The sequence below is a fragment of the Humiphilus diazotrophicus genome, from assembly GCF_059726315.1.
The window spans coordinates 3,480,365-3,505,945 of the sequence record NZ_AP040870.1 but is presented as its reverse complement, the minus strand read 5'-3'; the positions used below and the strand labels follow the sequence as shown (position 1 = coordinate 3,505,945).

Sequence of the window (25,581 nt, the reverse complement as noted above, 5' to 3'; positions counted from 1 at the left end):
CTGAGTTGTCTGTGGCTGCTACTTTGTGCGCGAGGTTTGGCGGTGAATACCGTCGATGCCTCGCAGTACGATTCCTTCTGGCTCTGGAGCGGGGTGACTCCGCAACCGGTGCTGAGTAAAGCCCGTTGTGTTTATGTTTTGCAGGGACAGATTGAGCCTCTAAAGAGAGATGAGTCTCATGTCCGGCTTCTCGCTCAAGGTGTTGCCATTCCTAAAAGACAGCACTCTGAAATCTGGTTGGCATATCGTGTACATACGTTGCATTGGAATCCGGCGGTGTACACGATCATGCTTGCTCAGCTTGAACGATGGCGGCAGGCCGGGAATAAGGTCGTCGGGGTACAGGTTGATTTTGATGCTCATACGCTGCACTTGCAGGAGTATCTGGATTTTCTTCGGCAGCTTCGCCAACACCTGCCTGCCGAATATCGTCTTGGAATTACCGGGCTTCTCGATTGGAGCAGTCGTGCAGATCCCGACCAGGTGAATCAGCTGAGAGGTGTGGTGGATGAGGTTGTCGTACAAACCTATCAGGGCCGGCACACAATCGAAAACTACGAGGCCTACTTACCCCGCGTCAGCCGATTGGAAGTTCCGTTCAAAATCGGTCTCATTCAAGGTGGTAACTGGGACGCTCCAGAGTATTTGGCGAAGACTCCCTGGTTTCGTGGGTATGTGGTGTTTTTGCAAAATCCATCTCACAGGCGGACGGTTGCTGATAGATGAATGATGAGGCGATCTCTAAAAAGTAAAGCCCCGGAGATGATCCGGGGCTTTTCTAGCTTAGTTGAAGCAATTTGTATCTTCGTGCCGATCTTTTTAGATGTCGAGGTTTTTGACGTCGAGTGCATTTTCTTCAATGAACTTACGACGGGCATCGACATCTTCTCCCATGAGTGTAGTGAAGATGGTTTCGGTCTCGGTCAGGTCTTCCAGCTTCACCTGGAGCAGAGTGCGGCGCTCAGGATCCATGGTGGTTTCCCACAGCTGCGGAGCCGTCATTTCGCCCAGACCCTTGTAACGCTGTACCTGGAAGTCGCGTTTCCCTTGCTCGATAACATATTCGAAGAGCTCACGAGGTGTGGCCTTGGATACCGGCTCGTGGACAGCACGATTGGTGCGCTTGGGTGCTGACTTGGCTGCTTCCTTCTCTCCTGCTGTCTCTTCGTCTGCATCCTCCGAATCGGCAGCAGCCTGCTGCGCACTCTTCCCCGCATATTCCACGGTGAAAGGCGGATCCAGACGATCACGTAGCTGAGCATGTCTTGCCAACAACTGACGCGTTTCCGGAGCTGCCGCAAAGGTCCAGTTGATGAAGCGGGTAGCACCCTGGGAATCGACGAACGATAAGGACCAGGTTTGATGCTCCTCATCCAGGGCAGGATCATTGACAGCCTTAAATTGTTCGCTGACCTGAATCGCCAGCAAACGCTCTTTCAGAGCTTCCAGAGTCGCTGAGGATTCAAAGTCTGTACGCTTCACCGGCTCCTTGCCTTCATGGCAGAAGATATCGGCGAATGCCTGTGTGACCTTCTCATTCCGCAACCGCTTGTTGACCTTCTCGAAGAGATCAAGGTATTCGTGCAGCTGGTTCATGAATTTATTCAGGTCCGCATCGGCAAGAGTCTTGGTTCCATCTCCGTAACGAACAGTGATTCCTTCCGAGGCTCTCTTGACCATCACCTTGAAGTAATCGCGCTCATTCTTGATGTACTGCTCCGACTTGCCCTTCTTGATCTTGAAGAGCGGCGGCTGTGCGATAAACACATGTCCGCGCTTGATCAGATCCGTCATGTGACGGAAGAAGAAGGTCAGCAACAGCGTGCGGATGTGGGAGCCGTCGACGTCGGCATCGGTCATCAGGATGATCTTGCCGTAGCGAAGCTTCGTCGGATCGAAGTCCTCTTTGCCGATGCCGCATCCCAATGCCGTGATCATGGCACGGATTTCTTCGTGGCCGAGCATCTTGTCGTAGCGGGCCTTCTCGACGTTGAGGATTTTACCTTTCAACGGGAGGATGGCCTGGAAACGACGGTCGCGTCCCTGCTTCGCTGTTCCACCTGCGGATTCACCCTCGACCAGGTAGAGTTCGCAGCGATCGGGCTGGCGCTCACTGCAGTCAGCCAGCTTTCCTGGCAAGCCGCCACCATCCAGCGCTCCCTTGCGGCGTGTGAGGTCGCGAGCCTTGCGGGCTGCTTCACGGGCACGGGATGCCTCAATGGCTTTATTGATGATCTTCTTTGCTACCTGAGGATTCTGCTCCAGGAACATGCCCAGCTTCTCATTAACGAAGGCCTGGACCGTTCCAGCGATATCGGAATTCAGCTTGCCCTTTGTCTGCCCTTCAAACTGTGGCTGCGGTAGCTTGACGCTGACTACGGCCACCAGTCCTTCGCGAACATCGTCGCCGGAGAGGTTTTCCTTAACATCCTTGAAGAGTCCGAGCTGCTGGCCGGCGCTGTTGATCGTGCGCGTGAGTGCAGAGCGGAAACCGGAGAGGTGTGTACCACCATCGACCGTGTTGATGTTGTTGGCAAAGCTGAAGAGCGTATCGGAGTAGCTGTCGTTGTACTGCAGAGCGATTTCCATCTCCACGCCATCTCTGCTGGCTTCCATGGTGATGGGCTTGTCATGCAGTATCTGCTTGCCCTTATTCAGGTGCTTGACGAATTCTGCGATACCGCCGGCGTATTTGAATTCGCTGTGCTTGGGCTCGCCGGTCTTGGGATCCGTCACACGCTCGTCGGTGAGCGTAATGACCAATCCCTTGTTCAGGAAGGCCAGTTCGCGAAGTCTTTGCGCCAGAGTGTCGTAATTGTATTCCGTGACGGAGAAGATCGACTTATCCGGCAAGAAATGAACTTTAGTACCGCGTTTCTTCGAAGTACCGGTCTGCCGCAATTGCGAGATGGGAATGCCGCAGGAGTAGTCCTGCTCGTAGGTGTGCCCGTTCAGCCAGATCTCGACATCGAAATTTTCGCTGAGTGCATTCACGCATGAGACGCCGACACCATGCAATCCGCCGGAGACCTTGTAGGTCGAGGTATCGAACTTACCGCCGGCATGCAGCTTGGTAAGGACGACTTGTACGGCCGGAAGGCGCTCCCCCGTAGGCAGCGTCATTTCATCAACCGGAATACCTCTTCCGTCGTCAATGACAGTGATGGAGTTATCGACATGGATGAGGACCTCGATATGGGAGGCATAGCCTGCCAAAGCTTCGTCGACGGAGTTGTCGACGACCTCATATACGAGGTGGTGTAATCCCATCTCACTCGTCGAGCCAATGTACATGGCAGGGCGAAGTCGAACCGCCTCCAGCCCTTCCAGGACCTTAATACTCTCGCCTGTGTACTCAGGACCAGGGGTAGGAGATGAAGAATTCGACATGGAGGAAGAAGACGCGTCTGTAGCTTGCGCGGAAGTCAGTTCTTTGGTTGACATGAAACTCCGGTGCGGAAAACCCTTCAAGACAGCTCAAAGAGAGAGCGGGAAGCTGAGCAGCTTAACTGCATGAAAGCGAAGGTTTTACCCGCATTTGCTTCTCCATTATAGCACGGCCTCACAGCCACCTTTGATCTTTGCTCGGGGCTCGTTTCACCCTTGCTGATTTTATTCTAAATATTACTAAATAATTACTGATTACCTTAGTAATCGTAGGGGGTAAATACTTTCTAATATAACTGAATTTAATGGACTTACTACCTCATAACGACAATACTCCCTCTTGTCGAAGGGAAGAATCCCTAAGAGAGAGAAATTAAAAGGAGTAACTAATTATGAAATACTTTGTCCGTGCTTTCGCCCTCAGCCTGACTTTTGCCGGAGCCATGATGGCCCAACCCACGCAAACCACCAGCACCGTTGCTTCTCACCATGTCGCGAGTACCAATCCTGTCTCGTTTTTGAGCGGACCGCCGCCGATGTGTGATCCTTTCGATCCAACCTGTGTCCCTTTCGGGCAGTAATACCAAGATTTGAGTAGTAATACCGAGACAGTAACCTCGGATATGGGTACGTATGATTGCTGATTATCAGAGGGTTTTTCATTGAGCGGCCTTTATAAACGGGCTATTCTAATAACTCGTCGGGGGCCGCTTAATGTCGTCTATTACAACAATGTTTCTGTCGACCCTGGCCGAATTGGGATTGGCGGTGGCCTTGCTCGCAGTATTTTTGCGATCCAAGGACATGCGCCAACGCTTCTCTGCGTTGGTAGTTTATTTTTTCCTCAGGGTCGTTGAAGGAATCTGCTCGAATCTGCTGTTTCTTACGTATTACTTCAAAAAGTATCCTTTTTTACCATTAAGCCAGCATCAGATCTACGCGATTTATTTCTTCACTTTCTGGGGCCTGTTCCTAATCAGTGCCGTAGCCATTTTTGCGACTATGCTGCAGTTGTACAGTGCAGCGATGTCGCCCTTAGCCGGGTTGAAAGATCTTGGCCGTAGGGTCTTTTACTGGGCTGGTGGCGTTTGTGTACTGATGGCTGTAACGGCAGGCATAGTACCGCTTAAATTTCAAATTCGTCCCGGATTGCTGGTGGATACAGCCAGAGCGCTTATGCGGTGTGTAAGCGTGTTGGAGATCTGCCTACTCATGATTTTGTTCCTGACTGTCACGAAGCTTGGGCTTGGGTTTAAGAGCCGGATCTTCGGAATCAGTTTTGGAATGGGAGTTCTTTCCTTTCAATACCTCGTCTACTCTGTCATTGCGACCCGCCAGAGCGGTTTGCACTCGGCTTTGAGTATCGCCAATGAGGTGGTTCAAATCCTCTGCATGGGGATATGGCTTGTCTACGGATTACGCGCCGAGCCCTCCAGAAAGCCGATTATGCTTCCTGTGACCTCTCCGCTGATACGTTGGAACGAGATTGCCCTGGCTTTGGGCTTTGGCGAAGCCAAGATAGCTGTGGGTGGTTCGCCATCGAGCTTTGTGATTCCCGAGGTTGAAAGGGCGGTCGACAAGGTGATGATGAATAACAGCATCAAGAAGTCGGTCGAACAGGTGAGCTAGAGCTGCTCCACTTGCCATCAAAAATAAAAACGCCCGAACCGTTATGGTTCGGGCGTTTTGTTTGAGCTTGAAAGTGGCTTACTCAGCTGTGACTGGATCGATAACAGCAAACCGGCCAGTGCGTCCGCGATCAACGAAGCGAACACGTCCGTCAACCTTGGCGAACAAGGTGTCATCGGATCCGCGTCCTACGTTCAAACCAGCCTTGATTGGTGTTCCACGCTGACGAACAATGATGGAGCCGCCGGTAACCAGCTGCCCTGCGAAGGCTTTTACACCAAGCCGCTGCGCATTGGAGTCGCGGCCGTTACTGGAACTTCCGCCGCCCTTTTTATGTGCCATATCTCAATAACCTCGCTTCTCGAGCGTTTCTCGCACTACCGAAAACTTTCGGACGGTAGTTGCCAGGTGCAGCCTTCTTTCCGGAAAACTGCGAAATCTTCTTGGTTTGGCTACATCTGCGCAAGAACTGCCTAGCGCCAGAGGTGCCCAGGCCGTCTTAGGCCTTGTAGGTGTTTCCGTCCACCTGAATCTCGTTTACGCGGACCTGGATGAATCCCTGACGGTGTCCCTGCAGCTTTTTGTACTGCTTCTTCCGCTTGTAATGGAAGACAAGGATTTTGTCGCCGCGGCCTTCACCGAGAACAGAAGCGACAACCTTTGCGGCTGCGGGCTTCTGGACGGTTCCGGGCTCACCGGAGACTGCCAGAACATCACTGAATTCAACGGTATCGCCTTCGACAGCCGTCTTTTCCACCTTAACCACATCGCCCGGAGCGACACGGTACTGCTTCCCACCTGTGCGGATCACCGCGTACATAATGCCTCCAGCACGCCTCAATACGGCGCGCGCATCAAACTCAAACTTTTAGCTGGGCGGAGACTTACGTGCCAAAACCTCGACCCCGGGCTCTAATAATCAACCCACAGCGATGGGCGAGCGAGTCAGGTTAGACGTACGGACAGAATCGCCAAACTAGATAAGTGTACTGTTTGAGCCGTCTCAGGTCAATTGGCAGCTGCGATTTCTGGTGCCTTCTTCTCTGGCCGGCGACGTTTGGCCGATTGGAAGAGGTAAACCCCCAGAATCGTTATTAACGGCTCAATGGGATGCCGAAAACGAGCTGCAACAAAAGCAGTGTAGTAGACGGCAGGGAGTAAAAGGAATGCTGCGGCAAAAAGACTGGCTGCAGGGATCTTCCTTCGGACAGCCCAAAGAATACCCAGAATTCCCACAATGCTTCCAAAGCAAAAGTTCAAATTTCGTCCTGCTTCGACGATGGGCTTGGTATCCGGCAGTGGAGTGCCTGCCCAGAAGTAGTAGACCCGTTTCAGGCAAACGAGCACAAAGTGGCGGGGATGCGTCTGGATGAACTCTTTGGCCTCTTTCCCGCGCATCTTTGCGTATTCGAATTCGCCCATCCTGACGTAGGTATAGAACTGATCGAGAGCTTCGTTCGGGTGGCTATAGGCTTTGACGAGCCCATTGGATTCAGGCCCGTTTCCCAGGTAGAACTCCACTCCGAAGTTCGCCCGCAGAGGGACGAAATGATGGAAAGCCTGCCAGTTTCTCAAAACCCAAGGGGTAACAATGGCTATACATATGACAGCAGCCACCGTTGCCCGGGCAATCTGCTGCTTCCACTGTCCGCTATCCAGCAAAATCCAGATTCCGCAGACAGGAAGGAAGAGAAGCAAAGACGCATTGCTGAGAGCAATTGTGCCCCAGAGCGCTCCAAAGAGTACCCAGCGACGCAGGCTGCCTTTCTCGGTATCGTCTCCAATACCGCGCATCCTCAGGGCTAGAACCAAAACCAACTGGAAGAGGAGCAGCGTGAGCGACATCTCCCAGACCCAGCGGACGGCATATTGCATGGCTGCCGGATAGAGCGCCCAAATCCAGGCTGACCAGAGCGCCACACGTTTGTTAAGGCAGCGGCAGGCAATTTCCCAGGTGGTGCGCACTACCAGTGCATTAAAAAGAGAGTTCAACGCCAGGATGACCCAGCCGGAGAGTGCCGAGAAAGTCCCGAAAATCTTGAATACTCCGGCCAGGAGCAGGGGGTAAAGCGGGGTGGTCCAAGCCGTTGGACCACTCGGACCCCAGCTGAAAGGGTCGGCGTAGCCCCGGCCGCTGACTAAAGCCGCGGCAATCTGCCCCATCTCCCATCCAAAGCCAAAATGATGAGGCCAGGGATAGGTCCTGAAGCGGTAGGTATGTGCCACAGTGATGTAGAGCAGCCGGATAAGCAATGCAATCCAGAAGATCTTCCATGGGAACGGGAATAGCCTGCCCGTTTCGCTTTGTGGACGATCCTCATCGTGGTGCATCGGTTGCGTACTCTGGACGTGCATGCTGCTCCTTAGCGGTTACTCCATCTGAGATAAAAACATAAAACACCGGGCGGGTATATAGACTGCGGCGCTTACCTCAGGGAGTACCTGATCCGGAGTGTAGCGTGCAGGCGGAGGCGAATTGGCTCGTTCTTGAAAGGTAGATTCGATATCCCCTCGGCCACTCCGCCCGGCTCCACCACTTCTCCTGCCGGGTCGGCTTCCAATCGACTGCTATGCAGTATTGCGTGGAGAGATAGTCCCGAAATTGGGGCCAGCGATCCAGCTTCGTGTATCCATCTGCATTGTCGATATGAAGGAAGCTGGTTACGACGATGACAGCTGGCGGTTTTGCTGCAATCTCCCGATCAAGTTGCTCCCGTGTCTCTCGAACGGCAGCTTTGTCTGCGGGTCCAAATAGTAAAAAGTCGGAAAGAACTCCCGTCGATTGCACCAACCTCATTTTGTAGAGGGTTGTTCCGCAGCCTGAAACAGAGTCGATGCATTGCACCTGCCCGGAGAGCGCTGGCCCGCCAAGGCGATTCAAGTCCGCTTCCAGAGAGTCTATGAAATCCAGATTCCGCCAGTCGAAGGAGAGAATCTTGCGTGCAGAGACTGGTGCAATGACGAAGGCTCCAATAAAGATACCTACAAGGGCCAGGATCTGCGCTGCCTTTCCCGCTCTTTGCACGGATGGCTGTTTCAGCACGGGAGCTGTCAGGTCCATTGCCATCAGTGGGAGTAAGAAGACAAGCAGCGGATAGCGATAATAGGAGTATCCCCGGGCCTGCACGACAAAAGAGATGAGTCCGAAGGCTATACCGGCAAATAATGCTGCCCGTTCCCAGCTGAGTTTGGGTCTGACTAGTGCCAGGACGACAATCCAGACAATTACCATCGGGAGCAGTGGGGAAATGCTGTGCGTCAGCAGATAGCCGAACGAACGATGTCCCAGACTGGCGTAGAAGGGGACAACCGTCTGCAGCCCATGCAGAAATGCAGGAATAGCTTCCTCGCGCCAGAGAAAGAGCAGTGCTATCAAAGGAGCAATGAAGAAAGTAGATGCTGCGGCGAAAACAGCCCTCGTATAGCTCTCTCCGCGCCGGTGCTGTGTAAAGGCCGCCATCGCCAAAAGCCCAAGTGCGAATAGAAGTGCAGTGGGCTTAATGGTTACAGCCAGTCCGGCAAAGAGGCCGAATAGCGCCGACCATCGCGCTTCATTTCTTCGTAGCGATCGAAAGAGGAATGCGGTAGCCAGCAACAAGGAAACGGCCATCGTGAGATCGCGCTGTCCGCCTTGCGCAATGCCATCTTGTCCGTGAGCTAAAGCAAAGAGTGCAGCGGCAAGGATTCCAGGGAACCAGCTGTAACGAGAAGTAATCGAAAGCATCGCTGCCGAGGCGGTGAGCAGCAGGAGAAAATCATAGATCCGCCACGCGATTGCTCCGCCTCCGAGCGTGTGCATCACTGTCCACTCCACCAGGAAGGAGCCCGGCATATTCATGTCGCCGAGATCGCGGTAAGGCGCCATTCCGTGATCCATCATGAAGCAGATGTAGTGAATCAACGACGCGTCGCCCACCAGAGGCCAGCGCCAGGTAAAGGCGAAGTACAGGCTAGCAGAACCTAGCAGCACAAGGCTGGCGGCCAAAAGAAATAACCGCAAGGGCCCATGCGACTGTGGTGCGACTTTCTCCATAAAATGACCCATCAATCTGCTTCTATACTCGCAGGATAACCTTCCAGCTGTGGAGTATTTCTTTCTCTGTCGGCAAAAGCCGGGGCTTTCTATGGCCAAAGAAAAATCCGGAAGATTCCGGCGGGACGTAGGGAAGAACACCAGCATAGAATGATGAGCGATGAATAAAGTTCTAGTTACCGGTGGATCGGGATTCTTCGGCGGGGTGCTTAAGAGGCGCCTGCTTGCGGAAGGATTCTTATGCACGAATATCGATCTGGTTGCTGACACAGATAGCCATCCCAATCTCACCAGCGTTCAGGGAGACATTCGGGACAAGGACCTGCTCAAGAAGGTTTTTGAGGAAGGCCAGTTCTCTGCGGTTTTTCATTGTGCAGCGATGTTGGCGCACGGACCTATCTCGGAAACCATGCTTTGGACTTCCAATGTAGATGGAACTTCCAATGTCGCAGAGGCCTGTCGTCAATTCGGCATCTCATCGCTGGTTTTCACTTCGACCAATTGTCTGTGGGCCAGCAATCTTGGCCATCCGGTTCGTGAAGACGAGAAGCCGGAGCCTGTGGAACTTTACGGCAAATCGAAGCTGGCGGCAGAACAGATTCTCCTGAAATACAGCCAGGACATGAGCGTCGTTATTATCCGCTGCCCTACCATTATCGATAGCGGACGGCTTGGTTTGCTGGCGATTCTCTTCGAATTCATGGAAGAGGGAAAGAAGGTCTGGGTCGTAGGCGATGGCTCGAATCGTTATCAATTCATCTACGCTCAGGACCTGGCTGATGCCTGCCTGAAATCTCTGGGTTACAAAGGTTCGGATATCTTCCACATCGGATCGGACAATGTGAAGTCTCTCCGTGAGGTATATGAGTCCGTAATCCGCGAAGCCGGAAGCAAGTCCCGTGTTTGTTCTCTGCCAGAGGGCCTCACAATTGCAGCGATGAAGCTGGCTCACAAACTAAAGATTTCTCCACTCGGGCCCTATCACTATCGGATGATTGCCGAAGACTTTCTCTTCGACACCACCAAGATTCGCGAGCGTCTTGGTTGGAAACCTACTCTGACCAATGAACAAATGATGGTGCGTGCCTATCGTTACTATGCCGAACGGAAAACCGAGATCCACCATCGTAAAGATGTATCGGCACACAGCAAGCCTTCAGCAATGGGTGTTATCCGGATATTGAAATGGATCTCGTAAGTGGACGGCGTAAGCCGGGTTTTGGATGGATAGAGTCTCTTGCTTTTCTCGTATTTTGCATCGTAGTCGGGACGGGCGTAGCTGTTCATGAAGGATGGGGAGATGAGGCTCAAGCCTGGCTGCTAGCACGTGACCTGGGCTGGTGGCAGCTGTTGATACATGGTGTCCGGTATGAAGGGAGCCCCGCACTTTGGCATAGCCTCCTTTGGTTCCTTAGCCGCCTTCATTTTTCGTTTCAAGGGATGCACTGGGTTGCTGGCTCCATTGCAGTTGTGGGAGCCTTTGTACTGCTGCGCTGGTCGCCCTTCCCTCTGCTGTTGAGAGTTCTTCTCCCTTTCACATTTTTCCTGGCCTATCAGAATGCGGTTGTAGCCCGAAGTTATGTTCTCTTTCCTGTGCTGATCTTTTCTGTTGCGGCACTGCTTTCGGGAGAGCGTCTGCGTCTGGTTGCCTTGGCAGTTGCAGCAGGTTTACTCGCGAATGTCTCTCTCCACGGATTTGTTGCGGCAACAGGTTTGGCGATTGCCTTTCTGCTTGCCTGGCGCAAAGATCCGCGTTTGCTTTCTATGGAAAAGAGAAAGCAGACAGTAATGGTTGCTCTTGGGCTATTTGCGATTTTCTGGGTGACTGCGGTTGCTACGGCATTCCCTCCATCCGATATCGCGATGAAACCGGGTGTGCGTATTCAAAAAGCACTACACGGAAAGAAATTCGACAAGAATCTGTCCGCAGGTCCCGGGCAGATAGATAAGAAGGCTTCCAGTTCCGTCGAAGAGCTGACTCCGGCTCAGATGCCTGAACAGACTAAGACGAAATGGGAAGCAAAGCAGTTGACGGTGATTAAACAGCTGTCCGTCATTACTTATCCACTCTCCGAGTCTCATCTGTTAGGTTTGGCTCTCTTTGTTCTGCTGATCCTGCGTGCTTTTGGCAGGAAGGCAAAGAGCGGAGAAGCTGGAATTTCTAAATCCCAGCTTTGGATAGGGCTGCTTCCCTATCTGTTGATGGTCGTCTTCTTCTCTCGCATGTATCTGAGACCGTGGCACACGGGAACTCTGTTCGCTTCCTTTCTAGTTGCTTTATGGTTGACGTGGCCACAGCAAAAGCCTGAGACCGGTTTTGCGATCTGGCGGGAGAGATTACTTGTTATTGCTCTGATCGTGATGTGTGTTGAACAGATCGGTTGGACGGCAAGAGCTTTGAAACACGATGTACAGGGTCAATTCTCGGGGGATCGTGCAGCCGCTGACTTCCTGCGTCAGAATGCAACGGGAAAGAAGGTTGCTGGATTCTACTTCCTAACCGTCGGCCCGGTAGCTTACCTGGGCCATCCCACGTATATCAACCAGACCGAACACGAGTACTGGTCATGGAGTAACAAGGCGCAGGTCAATGCTCAAGCTCCGATGACCCTTCGTCAGCATCCGGATTATGTGGTCGTTTCACAGGCCACCGATTGGGATGAGCAAGGCATCATTCATGGCTGGCATTACTTGTCGGGATCTCCTGTAAAGGAGACTCCAGCGGATTACATGGGAGACGACTACGGTATCAGAGACTATTACGTTTCCCACGGTTATCGGGAAACTCATCGCTACTGCGGTTATGCTCCGATGCGTACCGGCAGATTTGCGACCCTCTGCCAAGCGATTCTGCAGCCTTCCGAATAGAGATCTCTGAGCAGATAAGAGTCTTTAATTGAAAGTGCAACAAATACAGATGCCCCCTGACTTTTATTGTCAGGGGGCATTCGCTTTATTCGCTCCGCTCTTCTGTTCGGATTTGAATCTATGTTTAAGTGTTTTGTGCGGATTCGGCCTGAAGACTGTTTTGGTGTTTGGCGCCCCCAGACCGCTTTGTTGCCGACTGGAAGAGAAAAACTCCCAGGATCACGATCAATGGTTCGAGAGGGTGTCGATATCTGGAGATGACAATTGTCGCGTAGTAAGGCAACGGGATAAGAAGAAAGGCCATGGCAAAGAGCCAGGCTGCTGGAATCTTTCGCCGCAGGGCTAGGCCGAGGCCCAGGAGTCCAACCAAACTTGCGAAAGCATGGTTCAACTCCCGGAATATCTCGTTGAAGGGATGGCCCATGGTGTGAACCGTCCCCAGTGCCCAAAAGATATAGACCCTTTCCAGAGTCAAGAACGCGAAATGTCCACGATCTTCGCGAATGATGGCCTTTGCCGCTTCCAGTCTCGACTTCGAATATTCCAGTTCCCCCAGTCGCGCATAGGCCTGAAACTGATCGACGGCCTCGCTGGGATGGCAATATCCAGCCAGCAAGCCTCCGGAAAGAGGTGAATTCCCGAGATATAGCTCTACTCCGAAGTTGGCGCGCAACGGAATGAAGTGGTGGTATACCTTCCAATTTCTCCAGGTCCAGGGAGAGATAATTGCCAGGCAGAGCACAGCCGACAGGACGGCCCGGCCGAATTGTTGTTTGTAGTTAGGGCTGCCTTTCAAAATCCAAAGTCCGCAGACAGGCAGCAATAAAAGGGCTGCTGGGCTGCTAAGAGCAATAAGGCCCCAAACGATTCCGAACCAGATCCAGCGGGAGGTACTTCTATCGTTCCCGTCTGTTCCGCCGATTCCCCTCATCCGCAATGCCAGGACCAACGCCCATTGGAAGAGCAAGAGCGTCAAAGTCATGTCCCAAACCCAGCGAACGGCATACTGCATGGCTGCGGGGTGAAGTGCCCAGATCCAGGAAGACCAGAGGGCAACGCGCTGGTTGAAACAGCGGCTGGAAATTTCCCAGATAGTACGGACAATGAAGGCCGAAAAAACGGAGTCGATGGCAAGAATTACCCATCCCGAGACTAAAGAGAAGGCTCCGAAGAGCTTAAATACGCCCGCCAGCAGAAGTGGGAATAAGGGAGTGAGCCAGGCTGTCGGCCCGGTGTGACCCCATTCGAAGGGATCGGAATAGCCTCGTCCTTCCGCCAGAGCCGCTGCAATTTGCCCAGCCTCCCACCCAAACTGAAAGTGATTGGGCCAGGGGTAATTGTGAAAACGGTAAGGATGGGCCAACGTGATATACAGCAGACGCACGATGAGAGCGACCCAGAAGATTGTCCACGGGCACTGATGGCTCTTTTGCCCGGATAGATTGCTATCTTGCTGTATTTGTTGGGAATACTTGATTTCCACGCTTTTATTCTCTGAATGGTTGATTGTAAACAAGTAAATCGTCGCTTGCAGAGGCGGGAAGCCAGCCAAATTTCAGCTGCCCCTATTTGCTGGGAAAGGGAATGTACGGCTATACTAAAAACTCCGCAGCTAGGCGTGCGCCTATATGTTTGCCGCCTCTCCGTGAGAGACATGTTTTCATGGCTATAGCCTTTTACGTCTCCTTCTGCGCGAAAAAGTTTACGGTTTTGGAGTGAAGTCATGGCACAGGTTTGTGAAATCTGCGGCAAGGGACCGCAATTCGGCAACAACATCTCGCACGCGCACAACGTGACCAAGCGCCGCTGGAATGTAAATCTTCGCCCAGTTAAGGCCAAGGTTGAAGGCGGAGCCAAGCGTTTGCGTGTCTGCACCAGCTGCATCAAGTCAGGCAAGGTCACCAAGGCCTAGTTTCTGGCCGCAAAATTTAAGTTCTAAAAGAAATGCCCCGCCACTCTCAGTGGAGTTGCGGGGCTTTCCGTGTTTCCTTTCCCTAACCCTGCATGCCTTGTGCTCTTGAGCGGTTCTATTCCTTCGGTTCGAACTTTAGTGAACCAGAATTGATGCAATAGCGCAGTCCTGTCGGACGCGGGCCATCTGGAAAGACGTGTCCCAGATGCCCTCCGCAGCGGGCGCAGGTTACTTCGATTCTTCTCATTCCATGGCTGTTATCTTCATGTGTTATCACGGCTTCCGAAGAGAGCGGCATCCAAAAGCTGGGCCAGCCACTACCGGATTCGAATTTCGTATCGCTAGGGAAGAGAGCAGCATTGCAGGCTGCGCAGTGATACATTCCATCGGAATGATTGTGGTACAGCGCTCCGGTGAAGGGTGGTTCTGTCCCCTTCTCCCGGAGGATGCGATATTGTTCCGGCGTAAGCTCTTTGCGCCACTCTTCTTCCGTTCTAGCGACCTTCTCTGCTGGAGCTTTCGTTTCGGTCTTTAAATCAGTCATGGGGATCCCTCTTGGCTATTCGATTCTTCAGAGCCCTGGAGGGTTACATCTCCCTGCTGTACGCCTTTCTCTAGAGCTCGGCGATGACTTCGATTTCGACGAGAACGTCCTTCGGCAGACGTGCTACCTCCACCGTAGAGCGAGCAGGTGCGACGACCCCGTCTCCAGCCAGATACTTGGCATAAATCTCATTCATTGCTGCGAAATCGCCCATGTTTTTGAGAAAGACAACTGTCTTGACGACATGCGAGAGGTCAGCCCCTGCTTCAGCAACAATGGCCTTCAGATTCTCCAAAACCTGGGTGGTCTGCTCTTGGATTCCACCTGCGACAAGCTGGCCGGTGGCCGGGTCCAGCGGAATTTGACCGGAGGTAAACAGCATGTTGCCGACACGCACCGCCTGCGAGTATGGACCAATGGCCGCAGGAGCACCCTTTGTAGCGATCTGAAGCTTTTTGTTGCTCATAATGCTTCCAGCTTAACCGGAATGTTGCTTGTCATACATCGTCTCCCGTTTTGGAGAGGGCTTTATTGCTTGTGAGGATGGTCACGAGGAGATGTAGTCGCTCCCGGCTATCGTTGCCAGCAGGAATTTTCCTCAATGACAGACATTCACCCAGGAACAGCTGGGAAGAGTAAGCCCCTTCTTTGGAAGGGAGTGTTCACAGTCCTGATTCCGGTGCTTCTTGCCTGTATCCCAGCTCCGGTCGGACTTCCTTCCTATGCCTGGCACTATTTCGCAATCTTTGCGGGCGTCATCGTCGGATTGGTTCTGGAGCCCTTGCCCGGCGCCGTCATCGGATTGATCGGTATCACGCTGGTTGCCGCACTGCCGCGGTTTGTCCTCTTTTCTCCCGAGCAGTTGGCGGTTGCCGGCTTCCGTCCTGCAGATGCGGGGCTGAACTGGGCCCTTTCCGGATTTGCCGATCATACGGTATGGCTGATCTTTGCCGCGTTCATGTTTGCTCTTGGCTATGAAAAGACCGGATTGGGAAAACGTCTGGCCCTGCTGCTCGTGCGCTCCATGGGCAGGCGAACATTGACGCTTGGCTATTCCATTGCTTTTGCAGATGCCTTTCTTGCTCCATTTACACCCTCGTCGACGGCACGAAGTGGCGGCACGTTGTATCCGATCATTGCCAACTTGCCGCCACTCTATGGATCGAAACCAAACGATCCTTCCAGGCGAAAGCTGGGCGCCTATGTTATGTGGATCGGAATTGCATCTGTTTCGATTACAAGTTCCCTGTTTCTGACAGGACTTGCTCCCAATCTGCTGGCAGTGCAACTGGTCCGCAAAATCGGTAACGTGCAGTTGTCCTGGACACAGTGGTTCCTCTCGTTTGCACCCGTTGGCTTGATCTTGCTCGTCCTGCTACCACTGCTGACCTATTGGCTTTATCCTCCCGAGGTTAAGGAGGGTGAGGCTGTCTCCGCCTGGGCCGATACAGAGCTGAAACAGATGGGCAAGATCACCCGGAAAGAACTGCTGCTGGCTCTTCTGGTGGTAGCTGCGCTAGGGCTATGGATCTTTGCCGGACAGTGGATTGATGCAACGACAGCGGCATTGGTGGTTATCTGCCTCATGCTTGTCAGCGGCATTCTTTCAGAGGGCGAGATTATGGCCAACAAAGGTGCCTGGAGAACCTTTGTCTGGTTTGCTACTTTGATTGATATGGCCGACGGCTTGAATCGGGTGGGATTCGTAAAGTGGTTTGCCGGAGTTGTAGCCTCACGCATGGCTGGATTCTCTCCGCTGGTAGCCATGACAGGATTGCTGATTGTCTTCTTTGTTGCGCACTATCTGTTTGCCAGCGTTACGGCTCACACCACGGCTCTTCTCCCGGTGATGCTGGCCGTTGGCGCAGGCATTCCGGGAATCCCTCTTCCACAGTTTGCCATGCTGCTTTGCCTTGAATTAGGCATTATGGGAATCCTGACACCCTTTGGCTGTGGTTCCAGTCCTATTTATTACGGCTCCGGATACATTTCTTCGGCCGAGTTCTGGAAACTAGGCACCATCTTTGGTTCGATATTTTTGCTGCTGTTCTTAGCGATAGATATTCCCTGGGTACTCTTCTTCTTTCGCCACGCGATATGAGAGGTATTTCCGGATCTGAAGAGTTTTCACCAGGAGAAGCCATGGATAGCTTAACTGCTTCGATAAAGGATTTGCTGTGAACCTATCTCCCAACGTGCAGCTGAGATTCGCATTTTCTCAGCTGCATAAGTGCTACGGGATATATGTATCAGCAATAGTTCGTTTACTGTGCCGATCGTCCGGCGAAGTTACTCTACAACACAAATCAAGCACTTCAGATATTCGGTTTCCGGAATTGTCAGCACAACTGGGTGATCGGCAGCGGCGCCGCGCCGCTCAACTAACCGCACGCGCCGTTTCGCATCTCCGGCAGCCGCAGAGACTACAGCCTGAAATTCCGCAGGCGATACGTGATGCGAGCAAGAACAGGTGATGAGAACTCCGCCCGGGCGCAGCATCTTCATTGCCCGCAAGTTGAGTTCCTTGTAACCACGGACAGCACCCTCTACAGCTCGCTTCGATTTCGCAAAAGCCGGTGGATCGAGAACGATGGTGTCGTAAAGTGTTCCAGCTACCGACCAATCGCGAAGAAGATCAAAGGCATTTGCCTCCATCCAGTCAACGTCGGCCTTCAGTTGGTGGCGGTTTAATTCAAGATTGCGTTCTGCAACTTCCAAGGCCGCACGTGACTGATCCACTCCGGTAACTCGCTCACATGATTTCGCCAGGTGAAGTGAAAAGCCACCCTGATAGCAACAGACGTCCAAGGCTTCTCCGTAGCCATAGAGTGCTGCTGCCGCGTAGTTTTCTCTCTGGTCGAGAAAGGCTCCCGTCTTCTGGCCTGCATCGGCATCGTAGTGAAATTCAAGACCGTTTAGCCGAAAGGTGGTTGCTGTGAGAGGGTGCTCCGGATCGGTCACAAAGAGCGGCGCCGTCTCCGGTGTAGAGAGTTGTTCCAACTCACGAATCCGGGCATCGGGCCTTTCCATGATGGAAACAGGGGAGAGTTCTTTTGTCAGTATCTGAACTGCGACTGTGCGGACTGCTGCATTGTCGAGGCCTTTTGTGAGTAATTGGAGCAGGACCAGGTCTCCGTACTTATCGGCAATCATGCCTGGAATCGCATCCGCTTCGCTGAAGACAATGCGACATGCGTTCGTCTCATCGTTCAACATGGGACGCCTGAGAGCTATCGCGTGACGCAGGCGCTCAGCTAGGGAAGACAACCAGTGGGATTCGTCCAACAGTTCGTTCGATATCAACCGAAGCGTGATCTGCGAGGCCGGGCTGTAGAGAGCGGTGCCCAATAGAATGCCTCGAGAATCTGTTACCGGCAGTATCGATGGAGTCTCCTCTTCCGGTGCTTGTACCTCCTCGATATCGGAGGCGTAGACCCAGACGTGTCCGGCGCGAAGTCTATCGGCAGCACGCCGCGAGACTATCGCGACGGGACCTTCAAAGGTGTTATGGACAGGTGTTTGTTCCTGACTCTTCTGTGCTTTCGTTGTTTTCTGTCGCGTTTGTTTGCTAGATCGCATCTGAAACCCTCAGGTGATCTTACGGTGTTTTATCTCTTACCGCAGGAGAAGATGGCTTGAGGCGGTGGTGGATAGGTGTTTTCTGGCTCGCATTGGCTCTGGTCCAGGCGCAAACCGTTAGTCCGACGAACCGGGACAGTGGGAAAACCAATCAGGAAAAGAAGCAAAGTAATCTCGTAAACAGCTCGCCGGCACAATCTCAGCAAACCCCGGTAAGGAGCGCGGAAAAGGCACCGGAGAAACCTCCCACTCCTGTAGAGCCCCCTGCTGTTCCGGTTTCTACGGAGCTGGGAGAGATCGGCGGGGCCTCCTTTCGTATCGATATCCCCGGACAGGGGTGGAATCGTGGGTTGGTTCTGTATTTTCACGGATACGATCAAAAGCCGCACAAGTTTGCTTTGGGGGCGGATGGCAAGCCCTATCCCCCGGGTCGCGTTTTGCAGCAAGTTCTGAACCGGGGGTATGCCGTGGCTCAGTCCGGATACTCCGAGGGTGGATGGGCCGTGGCTGCTGCTGCCAGAGATGGCGAATCCCTACGACGCTATTTCGCCAAGAAATACGGAAATCCGAAAGAGACCCTGGTGATGGGGCACTCCATGGGAGGACTCCTGGTCGTGATGGCGCTGGAGCAGCATGCAGATGCCTATTCCGGAGGGCTGGCCTTTTGCGGAGTACTGGCTCCTGCCAATTGGGTCATGCAAAAGGCATTTGCAAATCGCGTGGCTTTCGATGCGCTTTTCCCGGGAATTCTTCCTGATGTGGAGCACATTCCCGAGGCCTTCAATATCAATGATCTGCCGACGATCAATGCAATTGAAAAGGCGTTGAACAGTGCCCCAGCGCAGGCCTCGATTTTGCGGGACCTTTCGAATATCCATACCAGCCGCGGATTAGCCGATGTGTTGGTTTTCAATACCTTTGTAATCAAGGACCTGAGGATGAAAGCCGGTGGAAATCCTTTTGACAATCGCAATCTCATCTATACGGGGACGACCGACGACAATGCCCTGAACGACAAGGTCCGGCGCTACAGTGCCGATGACAAGGCGGTGAACTATCTCGTTCAAAATTACACTCCGACTGGAGAATTGAAGAAGAAGCTGCTGGCGGTTCATACCGTATATGATCCGCTGGTACCGGCAGAGACGACCGGTTACTACAACATGATTACGCTTCGCCACGGAGTGGGGGATCTCTTCGTTCAGCAATATGTAAAGAGAGACGGTCATTGCAATATCACCGCCGACCAGACCGGTCAGGCCTTCGATGAGCTGGTCGCCTGGCTGCATCAGGGGCAGCGGCCGACACCGGGGCTTTTACCTGGATCCGCGCCTCCGGCTGTTACCGTCCGTCCGGCATCGCCGCAAAAGCCGAGAGAGGTGGGCAAGCCGGAGTAATGCCTCTTTCTTGAGGCTGAAAGGAAGATTTTCTGAAGTTGGAAATGCTTCCTCAGCTCCTTCATGAGGATTTTGCTTAACGCGCCTATAATCAGGTATGGCAACAGCGCACCAGACCTCGGTCGAAGATACCGCCGCAAAATTCGAAGCTCTTTTGAAAACGGTGCGCGCCAACCGTCCCTCTGATGATGCCAACGTCATCCGCAAGGCCTGGGAATTCTGCCTGAAGCACCATGAGGGGCAATTGCGTGCCTCCGGTGAGCCATACGTTATCCATCCTCTGGAAGTAGCGCATGTTTTGGCTGAGATGAAGCTGGATGCCACAGCCATTGCGGCCGGTCTACTCCATGACGCAGTAGAAGATACGCCGGTTACAACCGAAGACATCGTCGAGCAGTTCGGCGAGCAGGTTGCCCATATCGTCGAAGGCGTCACCAAGATCGACAAGATCCAATTCGCCAACCGCGAGGACCGTCAGGCGGAGAATGTCCGCAAGATGCTTCTTGCCATGGTGAGCGATGTGCGCGTCGTGCTCATTAAACTGGCGGACCGCTTGCACAATATGCGAACCCTTGAGCACCTGAAGCCGGATCGTCAGGAATCCATTGCGCGGGAAACACTTGATATTTATGCGCCTTTGGCCCACCGCCTGGGAATGGGCAAGGTGCGTGGAGAGCTGGAGGATCTGGCTTTCCGATACGTCGATCCCGTCAGCTTCCAGCAGGTCTCCGAGGCCGTAGAGTCCCGGCGTCAGGAGGGCGAGCAGTTCCTCCGGATGGTCGAGGACACGCTGGTTGACCGGCTGCGGGAGAACAACATCAAAGCCCGCGTCGAATGGCGTATCAAGCGTCTTTACAGCATCTTCCAAAAGCTGCAGAAGTCCCGCGTCTCCGTCGACCAGGTTTATGACCTGTTGGCTATTCGCGTAATTACGGCGAGCGTTCCGGACTGCTACGCAGTATTTGGCCTGATCCACTCTATCTGGCGACCGGTCCCGGGACGTATCAAAGACTTTATTGCCATGCCCCGCCCGAATCTCTATCAATCTCTGCATACGACGGTGATGGGAGAGGGCGGACATCAATTTGAGGTGCAGATCCGAACCGAGGAGATGCATCGCATTGCTGAAGAAGGTATCGCGGCCCACTGGAAGTATAAGGCCGGAAATATGCCCATCAGCGCTCGCGATGAGCAGCGGCTGGCATGGGTAAGGCAGCTGGTCGAGTGGCAACGGGAGATGACCGATCCCAATGAGTTCCTCTCGACGTTGAAGATCGATCTCTATCCGGAAGAGGTCTACACCTTCACTCCAAAGGGGAAGGTTGTCGTTCTGCCTGCCGACGGAACCCCGGTAGATTTTGCCTACACGATTCATACGGAAGTGGGGCATACCTGCGTCGGAGCCAAGGTCAACGGTCGTATGGTGCAATTGCGCACCCGTCTGCGGAATGGCGACATTGTCGAGATCATTACGCAGAAGGGCCATACGCCCAGCCGCGATTGGCTCAGCTTTGTCAAAAGCCCTCGTGCTCGCAACAAGATCAAGCACTGGCTGAATGAGCATCAGCGAGAACGTGCCATTGAGATCGGGCGCAAGCTTTTAGAGCGCGAAGCCCGCAAATACAAGGTTTCGCTCACTCGCTTCGACGACGCGGATTACGCTCGTATTGCCGGGGAATATGGGGTCGCGACGGCTACCGATCTGATGGCCAACATTGGCTTCGGAAAATTTTCCGCTCGCCAGGTGTTGAACAAGCTCTCTCCGGGTGTCACCTCGGCACCTCTTCCCGAAGCGGATGTTCCGGTTGACTCCAAGTCCGGAATGTCGGAGACGGTCAAGCGCGTCCACATGAGCGGATCGGACTCTCTGCAGGTTGAGGGTCAAAACGATCTGCTTGTCTACCGTGCGCGATGTTGTAATCCGATCCGCGGGGAGGAGATTGTCGGATACGTCACCCGCGGAAAGGGCGTTGCCGTACATGCCCGTAGCTGTCCTAATGTACAGAATCTGCTGTACGAATCGGATCGCCGTATTGCTGTCGAATGGGCTCGTAGCCAGGATGAGGTAAAGGGTCGCAAAATGACCTACCCTGTTCGGCTTACTGTTTATTGCGACGACCGCCCGGGAATGCTGAAGGAATTAACTGCCGTGATCAGCGACGATGGTACGAATATTCGCGGAGTCGATTTTAAGGCGCAAGAAAGTGGTGAGGCGATTGTCGAATTCACTATTGAAGCTGAAGATGTTCGCCATCTGAACCGACTGGTTATGGGACTACGGCGCCTGACAGGTGTTCGCGAAGTCCAACGTGCACAGAAGCTCTAAAAGCAGCTAAGAGCCGGTCGGCTGGTAAAGCGGCCAGCTAAACTCCGGTCAGCGGGATGGCTGGTTCTCTGAAACAGTGTCACGGTGTCCCCTGTTCGACAAAACAATGGAGAACCTCCGTACGGTGACGGCTGGTTCTCGCCTCAAAATCTCTCCATTCTCTCTCCAATTTCTCGACTAAATCCAAGTCCTATAGCCCTGCGGAATAGGAGAAGCAAAGCGATATTGCTTTGCTGACTGGTTCTTAGCTGGCCGGAGTTTAGCTGACCGCTTTACCAGCTGACTGCTATTTCCTTATTTATCAACCGCATATTCGTACGCATAAAATATGAGTTAATTACGCTCACAATTTATGCAACTGCTGTGCTATAGTCTGAATCAGATCGGATGTAGATGGAACTCCCCTGGAGCGCATGAGGTGCGAAGGGGTTCGAGTTCCAAACTGAATTAGGTTCTGGAGGAAACATCATGGCAATTACTCGTTGGGATCCATTTCGTGAAGTAGTGGCACTGCAAAATCGTATGAACTCTCTTTTCCGTGACCTTTCCGGCACAGAGAACAACGATGTCTTGACGACGGCCAGCTTCGTTCCCGCAGTAGATATTTATGAAGACGAGCAAAAGGTTGTTCTCAAGCTGGAAGTGCCAGGCATTAAGCAAGAAGATCTGGATATTCGTGTTGAGAACAATACTCTGACTGTCCGTGGCGAGCGCAAGATGGAGAAGGATGAGAAAGAAGAGAATTTCCACCGTCTCGAGCGCCGTTATGGCAGCTTCTATCGCGCGTTCACGTTGCCGAACACGGTCGATACCGAGCACATTGATGCAAGCTATGAGGCTGGCGTCCTGCAGTTAAGTCTGCACAAGAAGGCAGAAGCCAAGCCGAAACAGATCAAGGTCAACATCGGTACTTCCAAGCAGGTTGAGTCTGGTCAAGCCAAGCCTGCTGCCTAAGTAGAGATTAGGCGAGGGGAAAGCGGAATTCTCCTGAGTGAAGGCGGCGGGAACCGGTGCATACTGGTTCCCGCTGCTGTCTTTCGCAAACTAAAGAACAGGTACATTCACTATGGCGATTCGTTGGGACAAATTGACGGTTAAGTCGCAAGAGGCGATGCAGTCTGCCAGCTCGTTGGCGACCGATAACGGTAATCCGGAGCTTTTGCCGGTACACCTTTTGGCTGCACTCTTGGAGGACCGTGAGGGGATCATCGTGCCCGTACTGGAAAAGCTTGGCGTCCCTACGGAGCGGCTTCTGCACGATGTCAATCGTGTCCTCGAAAAACTTCCTAAGGTATCGGGAGCCGGTGCCCAGCCCGGCATGAGCAATGTGCTCAATCGGGTGTTGGATCAGTCCTTTAAGGAAGCACAGAATTTTAAAGACGAGTATGTCTCGACAGAGCACATGCTCCTGGCCCTTGCAGATCAGAAGGAAGATCCTGCGCAGTTGGCTTTAGCTGCTCACGGGGCTACCCGCGACGCAATCCTGCGGGCTCTTACTGCGGTTCGTGGTTCTCAGCGTGTAACGGATCCGAATCCTGAGGCGAAATATCAGGCGTTGGAGAAGTACGCCAAGGACCTTACTGAGTTAGCGCGAAGAGGCAAACTCGATCCGGTGATCGGACGTGATGAAGAAATCCGCCGCGTTATCCAGGTCCTGAGCCGTCGTACTAAAAACAACCCAGTGCTGATTGGTGAGCCGGGTGTAGGTAAGACGGCCATCGTGGAAGGACTGGCGCGCCGCATCATTCAGGGCGATGTGCCGGAAGTCTTACGCGACAAGCGAGTCATTTCGCTGGATTTGGGTTCCATGTTGGCAGGAGCCAAGTACCGTGGCGAGTTTGAGGACCGGCTAAAGGCGGTTCTAAAAGAAATTGAAGAGTCGAATGGTCAGATAATCCTCTTTATCGACGAGCTTCATACTCTGGTAGGTGCCGGAGCCGCAGAAGGCGCGATTGATGCTTCGAATATGCTGAAGCCTGCCTTGGCTAGAGGCGAGTTGCGCGCTATTGGGGCCACCACTCTGAATGAGTATCGCAAGTACATCGAAAAGGATGCGGCACTGGAGCGGCGTTTCCAGATCGTCTTTGTCGGCGAGCCAAATGTCGAGGATACGATTGCGATTCTGCGTGGATTGAAAGAGCGCTATGAATCGCACCATAAGGTGCGGATCAAGGATGCGGCGATTGTTGCCGCAGCGACGCTGTCGCATCGCTATATCTCCGATCGATTCTTGCCGGACAAGGCAATCGATCTGGTCGATGAAGCCGCGGCATCTCTGGCGATTCAGATTGGATCGGTGCCTACGGAGATCGATCAGATGGAACGCGATGCCACCTCTCTCGAAATCGAGCGGGCGGCATTAAAACGGGAGACGGATCAAAATTCGCAAGAACGTCTTGCCGAGGTCGAGAAAGAACTTGCTGCTTTGAAGGAGAAGACCACAGGTCTACGTGCTCGCTGGCAGAAAGAGCGCGAGGCGATTGCCCGAGTCAGTGAGCTAAAGCAGAAGATAGAAGGTCTACGCTTTGAAGCGGAAGAGCAGACTCGTCGTGGCCAGCTGGATCGTGCAGCTCAGATTCAATACGGAGAATTGCCAAAGCTGGAAGCAGAGTTGAAGCAGCTGACTGCGCGGCAAGATGTTCAAACACAGCGGATGTTGAAAGAGGAAGTCGATGAGGAAGACATTGCTTCCGTAGTAAGCAAGTGGACTGGAATTCCCGTAGCGAAGATGCTGGAAGGCGAAGTCAGCAAGCTTGTTCATATGGAAGATCGCTTGCGCCAGCGCGTTATTGGGCAGGACGAGGCTCTGCAATCGGTAGCGAATGCGATTCGCCGTTCCCGCGCCGGTTTGAGCGATCCTAAACGACCGATTGGCAGCTTCATCTTCCTCGGCCCTACCGGTGTCGGAAAGACTGAAACTGCACGTGCACTGGCGGAATTCTTGTTCGACGATGAACAAGCCCTGGTCCGCATCGATATGAGCGAGTACATGGAGAAACATGCCGTGGCTCGTCTGATCGGCGCCCCTCCGGGATATATCGGCTATGACGAGGGCGGCCAGCTGACCGAGGCTGTACGTCGCAGGCCTTATTCGGTAGTGCTTTTCGATGAGATCGAGAAGGCGCATCCGGATGTCTTTAATGTGCTCTTGCAAGTCCTCGACGACGGCCGCTTAACCGATTCGAAGGGGAGAACCGTAGATTTCAAGAATACGGTTCTGATTATGACTTCGAATCTCGGGGCGCAGGCATTATCGGCAGAAGCTCTGGAGACGGATTATGCCTTTGAGCAGGCAAAGGAGCAGGTGATGGAAGTTCTACGGCAGAGCTTCCGGCCGGAGTTCCTTAATCGTGTTGACGATATTGTTATCTTCCGTCCGCTTGGCGAGGACCAGCTGAAACACATCATCGAACTACGGCTTGATGATCTGAAGAAGCTGTTAGCGGATCGTAAGATTACGCTGGAGCTTACCGAGTCGGCGCAGCATGTGCTCTTTATCGGTGGCTACGATCGTGTATATGGTGCACGTCCGCTGAAGAGAGCCCTGCAGCGGCTGGTGCAAGATCCACTCGCGATCAAGATTCTGGATGGAGAGGTGCTCCACGGCGATACCGTTCGAGTGGATGCCGATCCCACCGGAAATCAATTGCGGTTTGAGATCGTTGGAAGAGAAGTAACTGCGAACTCCTAAGCTGTAATTTGGGGGAAGAACGATTCGTTCCTCCCCCAAAATTTTGCAGTTTTCAGACGTCATTAAAGCATTCCGGAAGGATTCTACGAAAGTAGCTAGCTACTGGTGTAGCGAATTTCACTCTCCCGCTATCTGTGGACTGAAGACAGAGAAGCTTATGAGATAACAATCGGTCATCGAGTGGGCATTTGGGGGAGGAACTTAGTAAAGGGGGA

20 protein-coding genes are annotated in these 25,581 nt (G+C 53.1%); 11 read left to right on the top strand and 9 right to left on the bottom strand.

Annotated elements, in window-relative coordinates; genetic code table 11:
- The first annotated feature begins 42 nt into the window (after positions 1 to 42).
- Positions 43 to 726: a DUF3142 domain-containing protein gene (locus AC6I7T_RS15030; RefSeq protein ID WP_497794307.1), complete on the top strand. Its 684-nt coding sequence runs from the start codon at positions 43 to 45 to the stop codon at positions 724 to 726.
- Between the two features lie 93 nt (positions 727 to 819).
- Here AC6I7T_RS15030 and gyrB read toward each other — a convergent pair whose 3' ends face one another.
- Complete coding sequence (gene gyrB, locus AC6I7T_RS15025; protein ID WP_497794306.1) at positions 820 to 3,444, bottom strand: DNA topoisomerase (ATP-hydrolyzing) subunit B; 2,625 nt, start codon at positions 3,442 to 3,444, stop codon at positions 820 to 822.
- 335 nt (positions 3,445 to 3,779) lie between these two features.
- On the opposite strand from gyrB, the gene AC6I7T_RS15020 reads away from it, so the two are divergent.
- Positions 3,780 to 3,968 carry a hypothetical protein gene (locus tag AC6I7T_RS15020; RefSeq protein ID WP_497794305.1) on the top strand — a complete coding sequence of 63 codons (189 nt, stop codon included), beginning with the start codon at positions 3,780 to 3,782 and terminating at the stop codon, positions 3,966 to 3,968.
- A gap of 133 nt (positions 3,969 to 4,101) precedes the next feature.
- Complete coding sequence (locus tag AC6I7T_RS15015; protein ID WP_497794304.1) at positions 4,102 to 5,016, top strand: hypothetical protein; 915 nt, start codon at positions 4,102 to 4,104, stop codon at positions 5,014 to 5,016.
- 78 nt (positions 5,017 to 5,094) lie between these two features.
- On the opposite strand, the gene rpmA is transcribed toward AC6I7T_RS15015, so the two are convergent.
- The 4 genes from rpmA to AC6I7T_RS14995 all read right to left on the bottom strand — a co-directional run bounded on the left by rpmA (position 5,095) and on the right by AC6I7T_RS14995 (position 9,061).
- Positions 5,095 to 5,358 carry a 50S ribosomal protein L27 gene (gene rpmA, locus AC6I7T_RS15010; RefSeq protein ID WP_497794303.1) on the bottom strand — a complete coding sequence of 88 codons (264 nt, stop codon included), beginning with the start codon at positions 5,356 to 5,358 and terminating at the stop codon, positions 5,095 to 5,097.
- 157 nt (positions 5,359 to 5,515) lie between these two features.
- Entirely contained in the window at positions 5,516 to 5,836 is a 321-nt protein-coding gene (gene rplU, locus AC6I7T_RS15005; protein ID WP_497794302.1) for a 50S ribosomal protein L21, read from the bottom strand.
- A 188-nt stretch (positions 5,837 to 6,024) separates the two neighbouring features.
- Positions 6,025 to 7,371 (bottom strand): ArnT family glycosyltransferase, encoded by a 1,347-nt coding sequence (locus AC6I7T_RS15000; protein ID WP_497794301.1) that lies wholly within the window; start codon positions 7,369 to 7,371, stop codon positions 6,025 to 6,027.
- A 76-nt stretch (positions 7,372 to 7,447) separates the two neighbouring features.
- Entirely contained in the window at positions 7,448 to 9,061 is a 1,614-nt protein-coding gene (locus tag AC6I7T_RS14995) for a glycosyltransferase family protein (RefSeq protein ID WP_497794300.1), read from the bottom strand.
- Between the two features lie 148 nt (positions 9,062 to 9,209).
- Between AC6I7T_RS14995 and AC6I7T_RS14990 the strand changes: the two genes are divergently transcribed.
- Positions 9,210 to 10,247 (top strand): NAD-dependent epimerase/dehydratase family protein, encoded by a 1,038-nt coding sequence (locus AC6I7T_RS14990; RefSeq protein ID WP_497794299.1) that lies wholly within the window; start codon positions 9,210 to 9,212, stop codon positions 10,245 to 10,247.
- On the top strand, positions 10,235 to 11,917 hold the full coding sequence (locus AC6I7T_RS14985; protein WP_497794297.1) for a hypothetical protein: 1,683 nt from the start codon (positions 10,235 to 10,237) through the stop codon (positions 11,915 to 11,917). Before AC6I7T_RS14990 ends, AC6I7T_RS14985 begins: the two co-directional genes overlap by 13 nt.
- Before the next feature lie 124 nt (positions 11,918 to 12,041).
- Here the strand turns inward: AC6I7T_RS14985 and AC6I7T_RS14980 are convergent, their stop codons facing one another.
- Entirely contained in the window at positions 12,042 to 13,400 is a 1,359-nt protein-coding gene (locus tag AC6I7T_RS14980) for a glycosyltransferase family 39 protein (protein WP_497794296.1), read from the bottom strand.
- A gap of 240 nt (positions 13,401 to 13,640) precedes the next feature.
- On the opposite strand from AC6I7T_RS14980, the gene rpmB reads away from it, so the two are divergent.
- Positions 13,641 to 13,829: a 50S ribosomal protein L28 gene (gene rpmB / locus AC6I7T_RS14975; RefSeq protein WP_497794295.1), complete on the top strand. Its 189-nt coding sequence runs from the start codon at positions 13,641 to 13,643 to the stop codon at positions 13,827 to 13,829.
- A gap of 115 nt (positions 13,830 to 13,944) precedes the next feature.
- Here the strand turns inward: rpmB and msrB are convergent, their stop codons facing one another.
- A complete protein-coding gene (msrB, locus tag AC6I7T_RS14970; protein ID WP_497794294.1) occupies positions 13,945 to 14,373 on the bottom strand; it encodes a peptide-methionine (R)-S-oxide reductase MsrB in 429 nt (142 codons plus the stop codon).
- A gap of 70 nt (positions 14,374 to 14,443) precedes the next feature.
- Positions 14,444 to 14,839 (bottom strand): RidA family protein, encoded by a 396-nt coding sequence (locus AC6I7T_RS14965; protein WP_497794293.1) that lies wholly within the window; start codon positions 14,837 to 14,839, stop codon positions 14,444 to 14,446.
- Positions 14,840 to 14,974: 135 nt separating this feature from the next.
- Between AC6I7T_RS14965 and AC6I7T_RS14960 the strand changes: the two genes are divergently transcribed.
- Positions 14,975 to 16,474, top strand: a complete 1,500-nt coding sequence (locus tag AC6I7T_RS14960) for an anion permease (RefSeq protein ID WP_497794292.1) — start codon at positions 14,975 to 14,977, stop codon at positions 16,472 to 16,474.
- Between the two features lie 188 nt (positions 16,475 to 16,662).
- Here the strand turns inward: AC6I7T_RS14960 and AC6I7T_RS14955 are convergent, their stop codons facing one another.
- Positions 16,663 to 17,952, bottom strand: a complete 1,290-nt coding sequence (locus AC6I7T_RS14955) for a class I SAM-dependent rRNA methyltransferase (protein WP_497794291.1) — start codon at positions 17,950 to 17,952, stop codon at positions 16,663 to 16,665.
- 56 nt (positions 17,953 to 18,008) lie between these two features.
- Here AC6I7T_RS14955 and AC6I7T_RS14950 point away from each other — a divergent pair, with 56 nt between their 5' ends.
- The 4 genes from AC6I7T_RS14950 to clpB all read left to right on the top strand — a co-directional run bounded on the left by AC6I7T_RS14950 (position 18,009) and on the right by clpB (position 25,366).
- Positions 18,009 to 19,349 (top strand): alpha/beta hydrolase family protein, encoded by a 1,341-nt coding sequence (locus AC6I7T_RS14950; RefSeq protein ID WP_497794290.1) that lies wholly within the window; start codon positions 18,009 to 18,011, stop codon positions 19,347 to 19,349.
- Positions 19,350 to 19,446: 97 nt separating this feature from the next.
- A complete protein-coding gene (locus AC6I7T_RS14945; RefSeq protein WP_497794289.1) occupies positions 19,447 to 21,675 on the top strand; it encodes a RelA/SpoT family protein in 2,229 nt (742 codons plus the stop codon).
- A gap of 468 nt (positions 21,676 to 22,143) precedes the next feature.
- On the top strand, positions 22,144 to 22,629 hold the full coding sequence (locus AC6I7T_RS14940; RefSeq protein WP_497794288.1) for an Hsp20/alpha crystallin family protein: 486 nt from the start codon (positions 22,144 to 22,146) through the stop codon (positions 22,627 to 22,629).
- A 112-nt stretch (positions 22,630 to 22,741) separates the two neighbouring features.
- The gene (gene clpB / locus AC6I7T_RS14935; protein WP_497794286.1) at positions 22,742 to 25,366 is read left to right on the top strand and encodes an ATP-dependent chaperone ClpB; all 2,625 of its coding nucleotides are present in this window, start codon (positions 22,742 to 22,744) and stop codon (positions 25,364 to 25,366) included.
- The last annotated feature ends 215 nt before the right edge of the window (positions 25,367 to 25,581 follow it).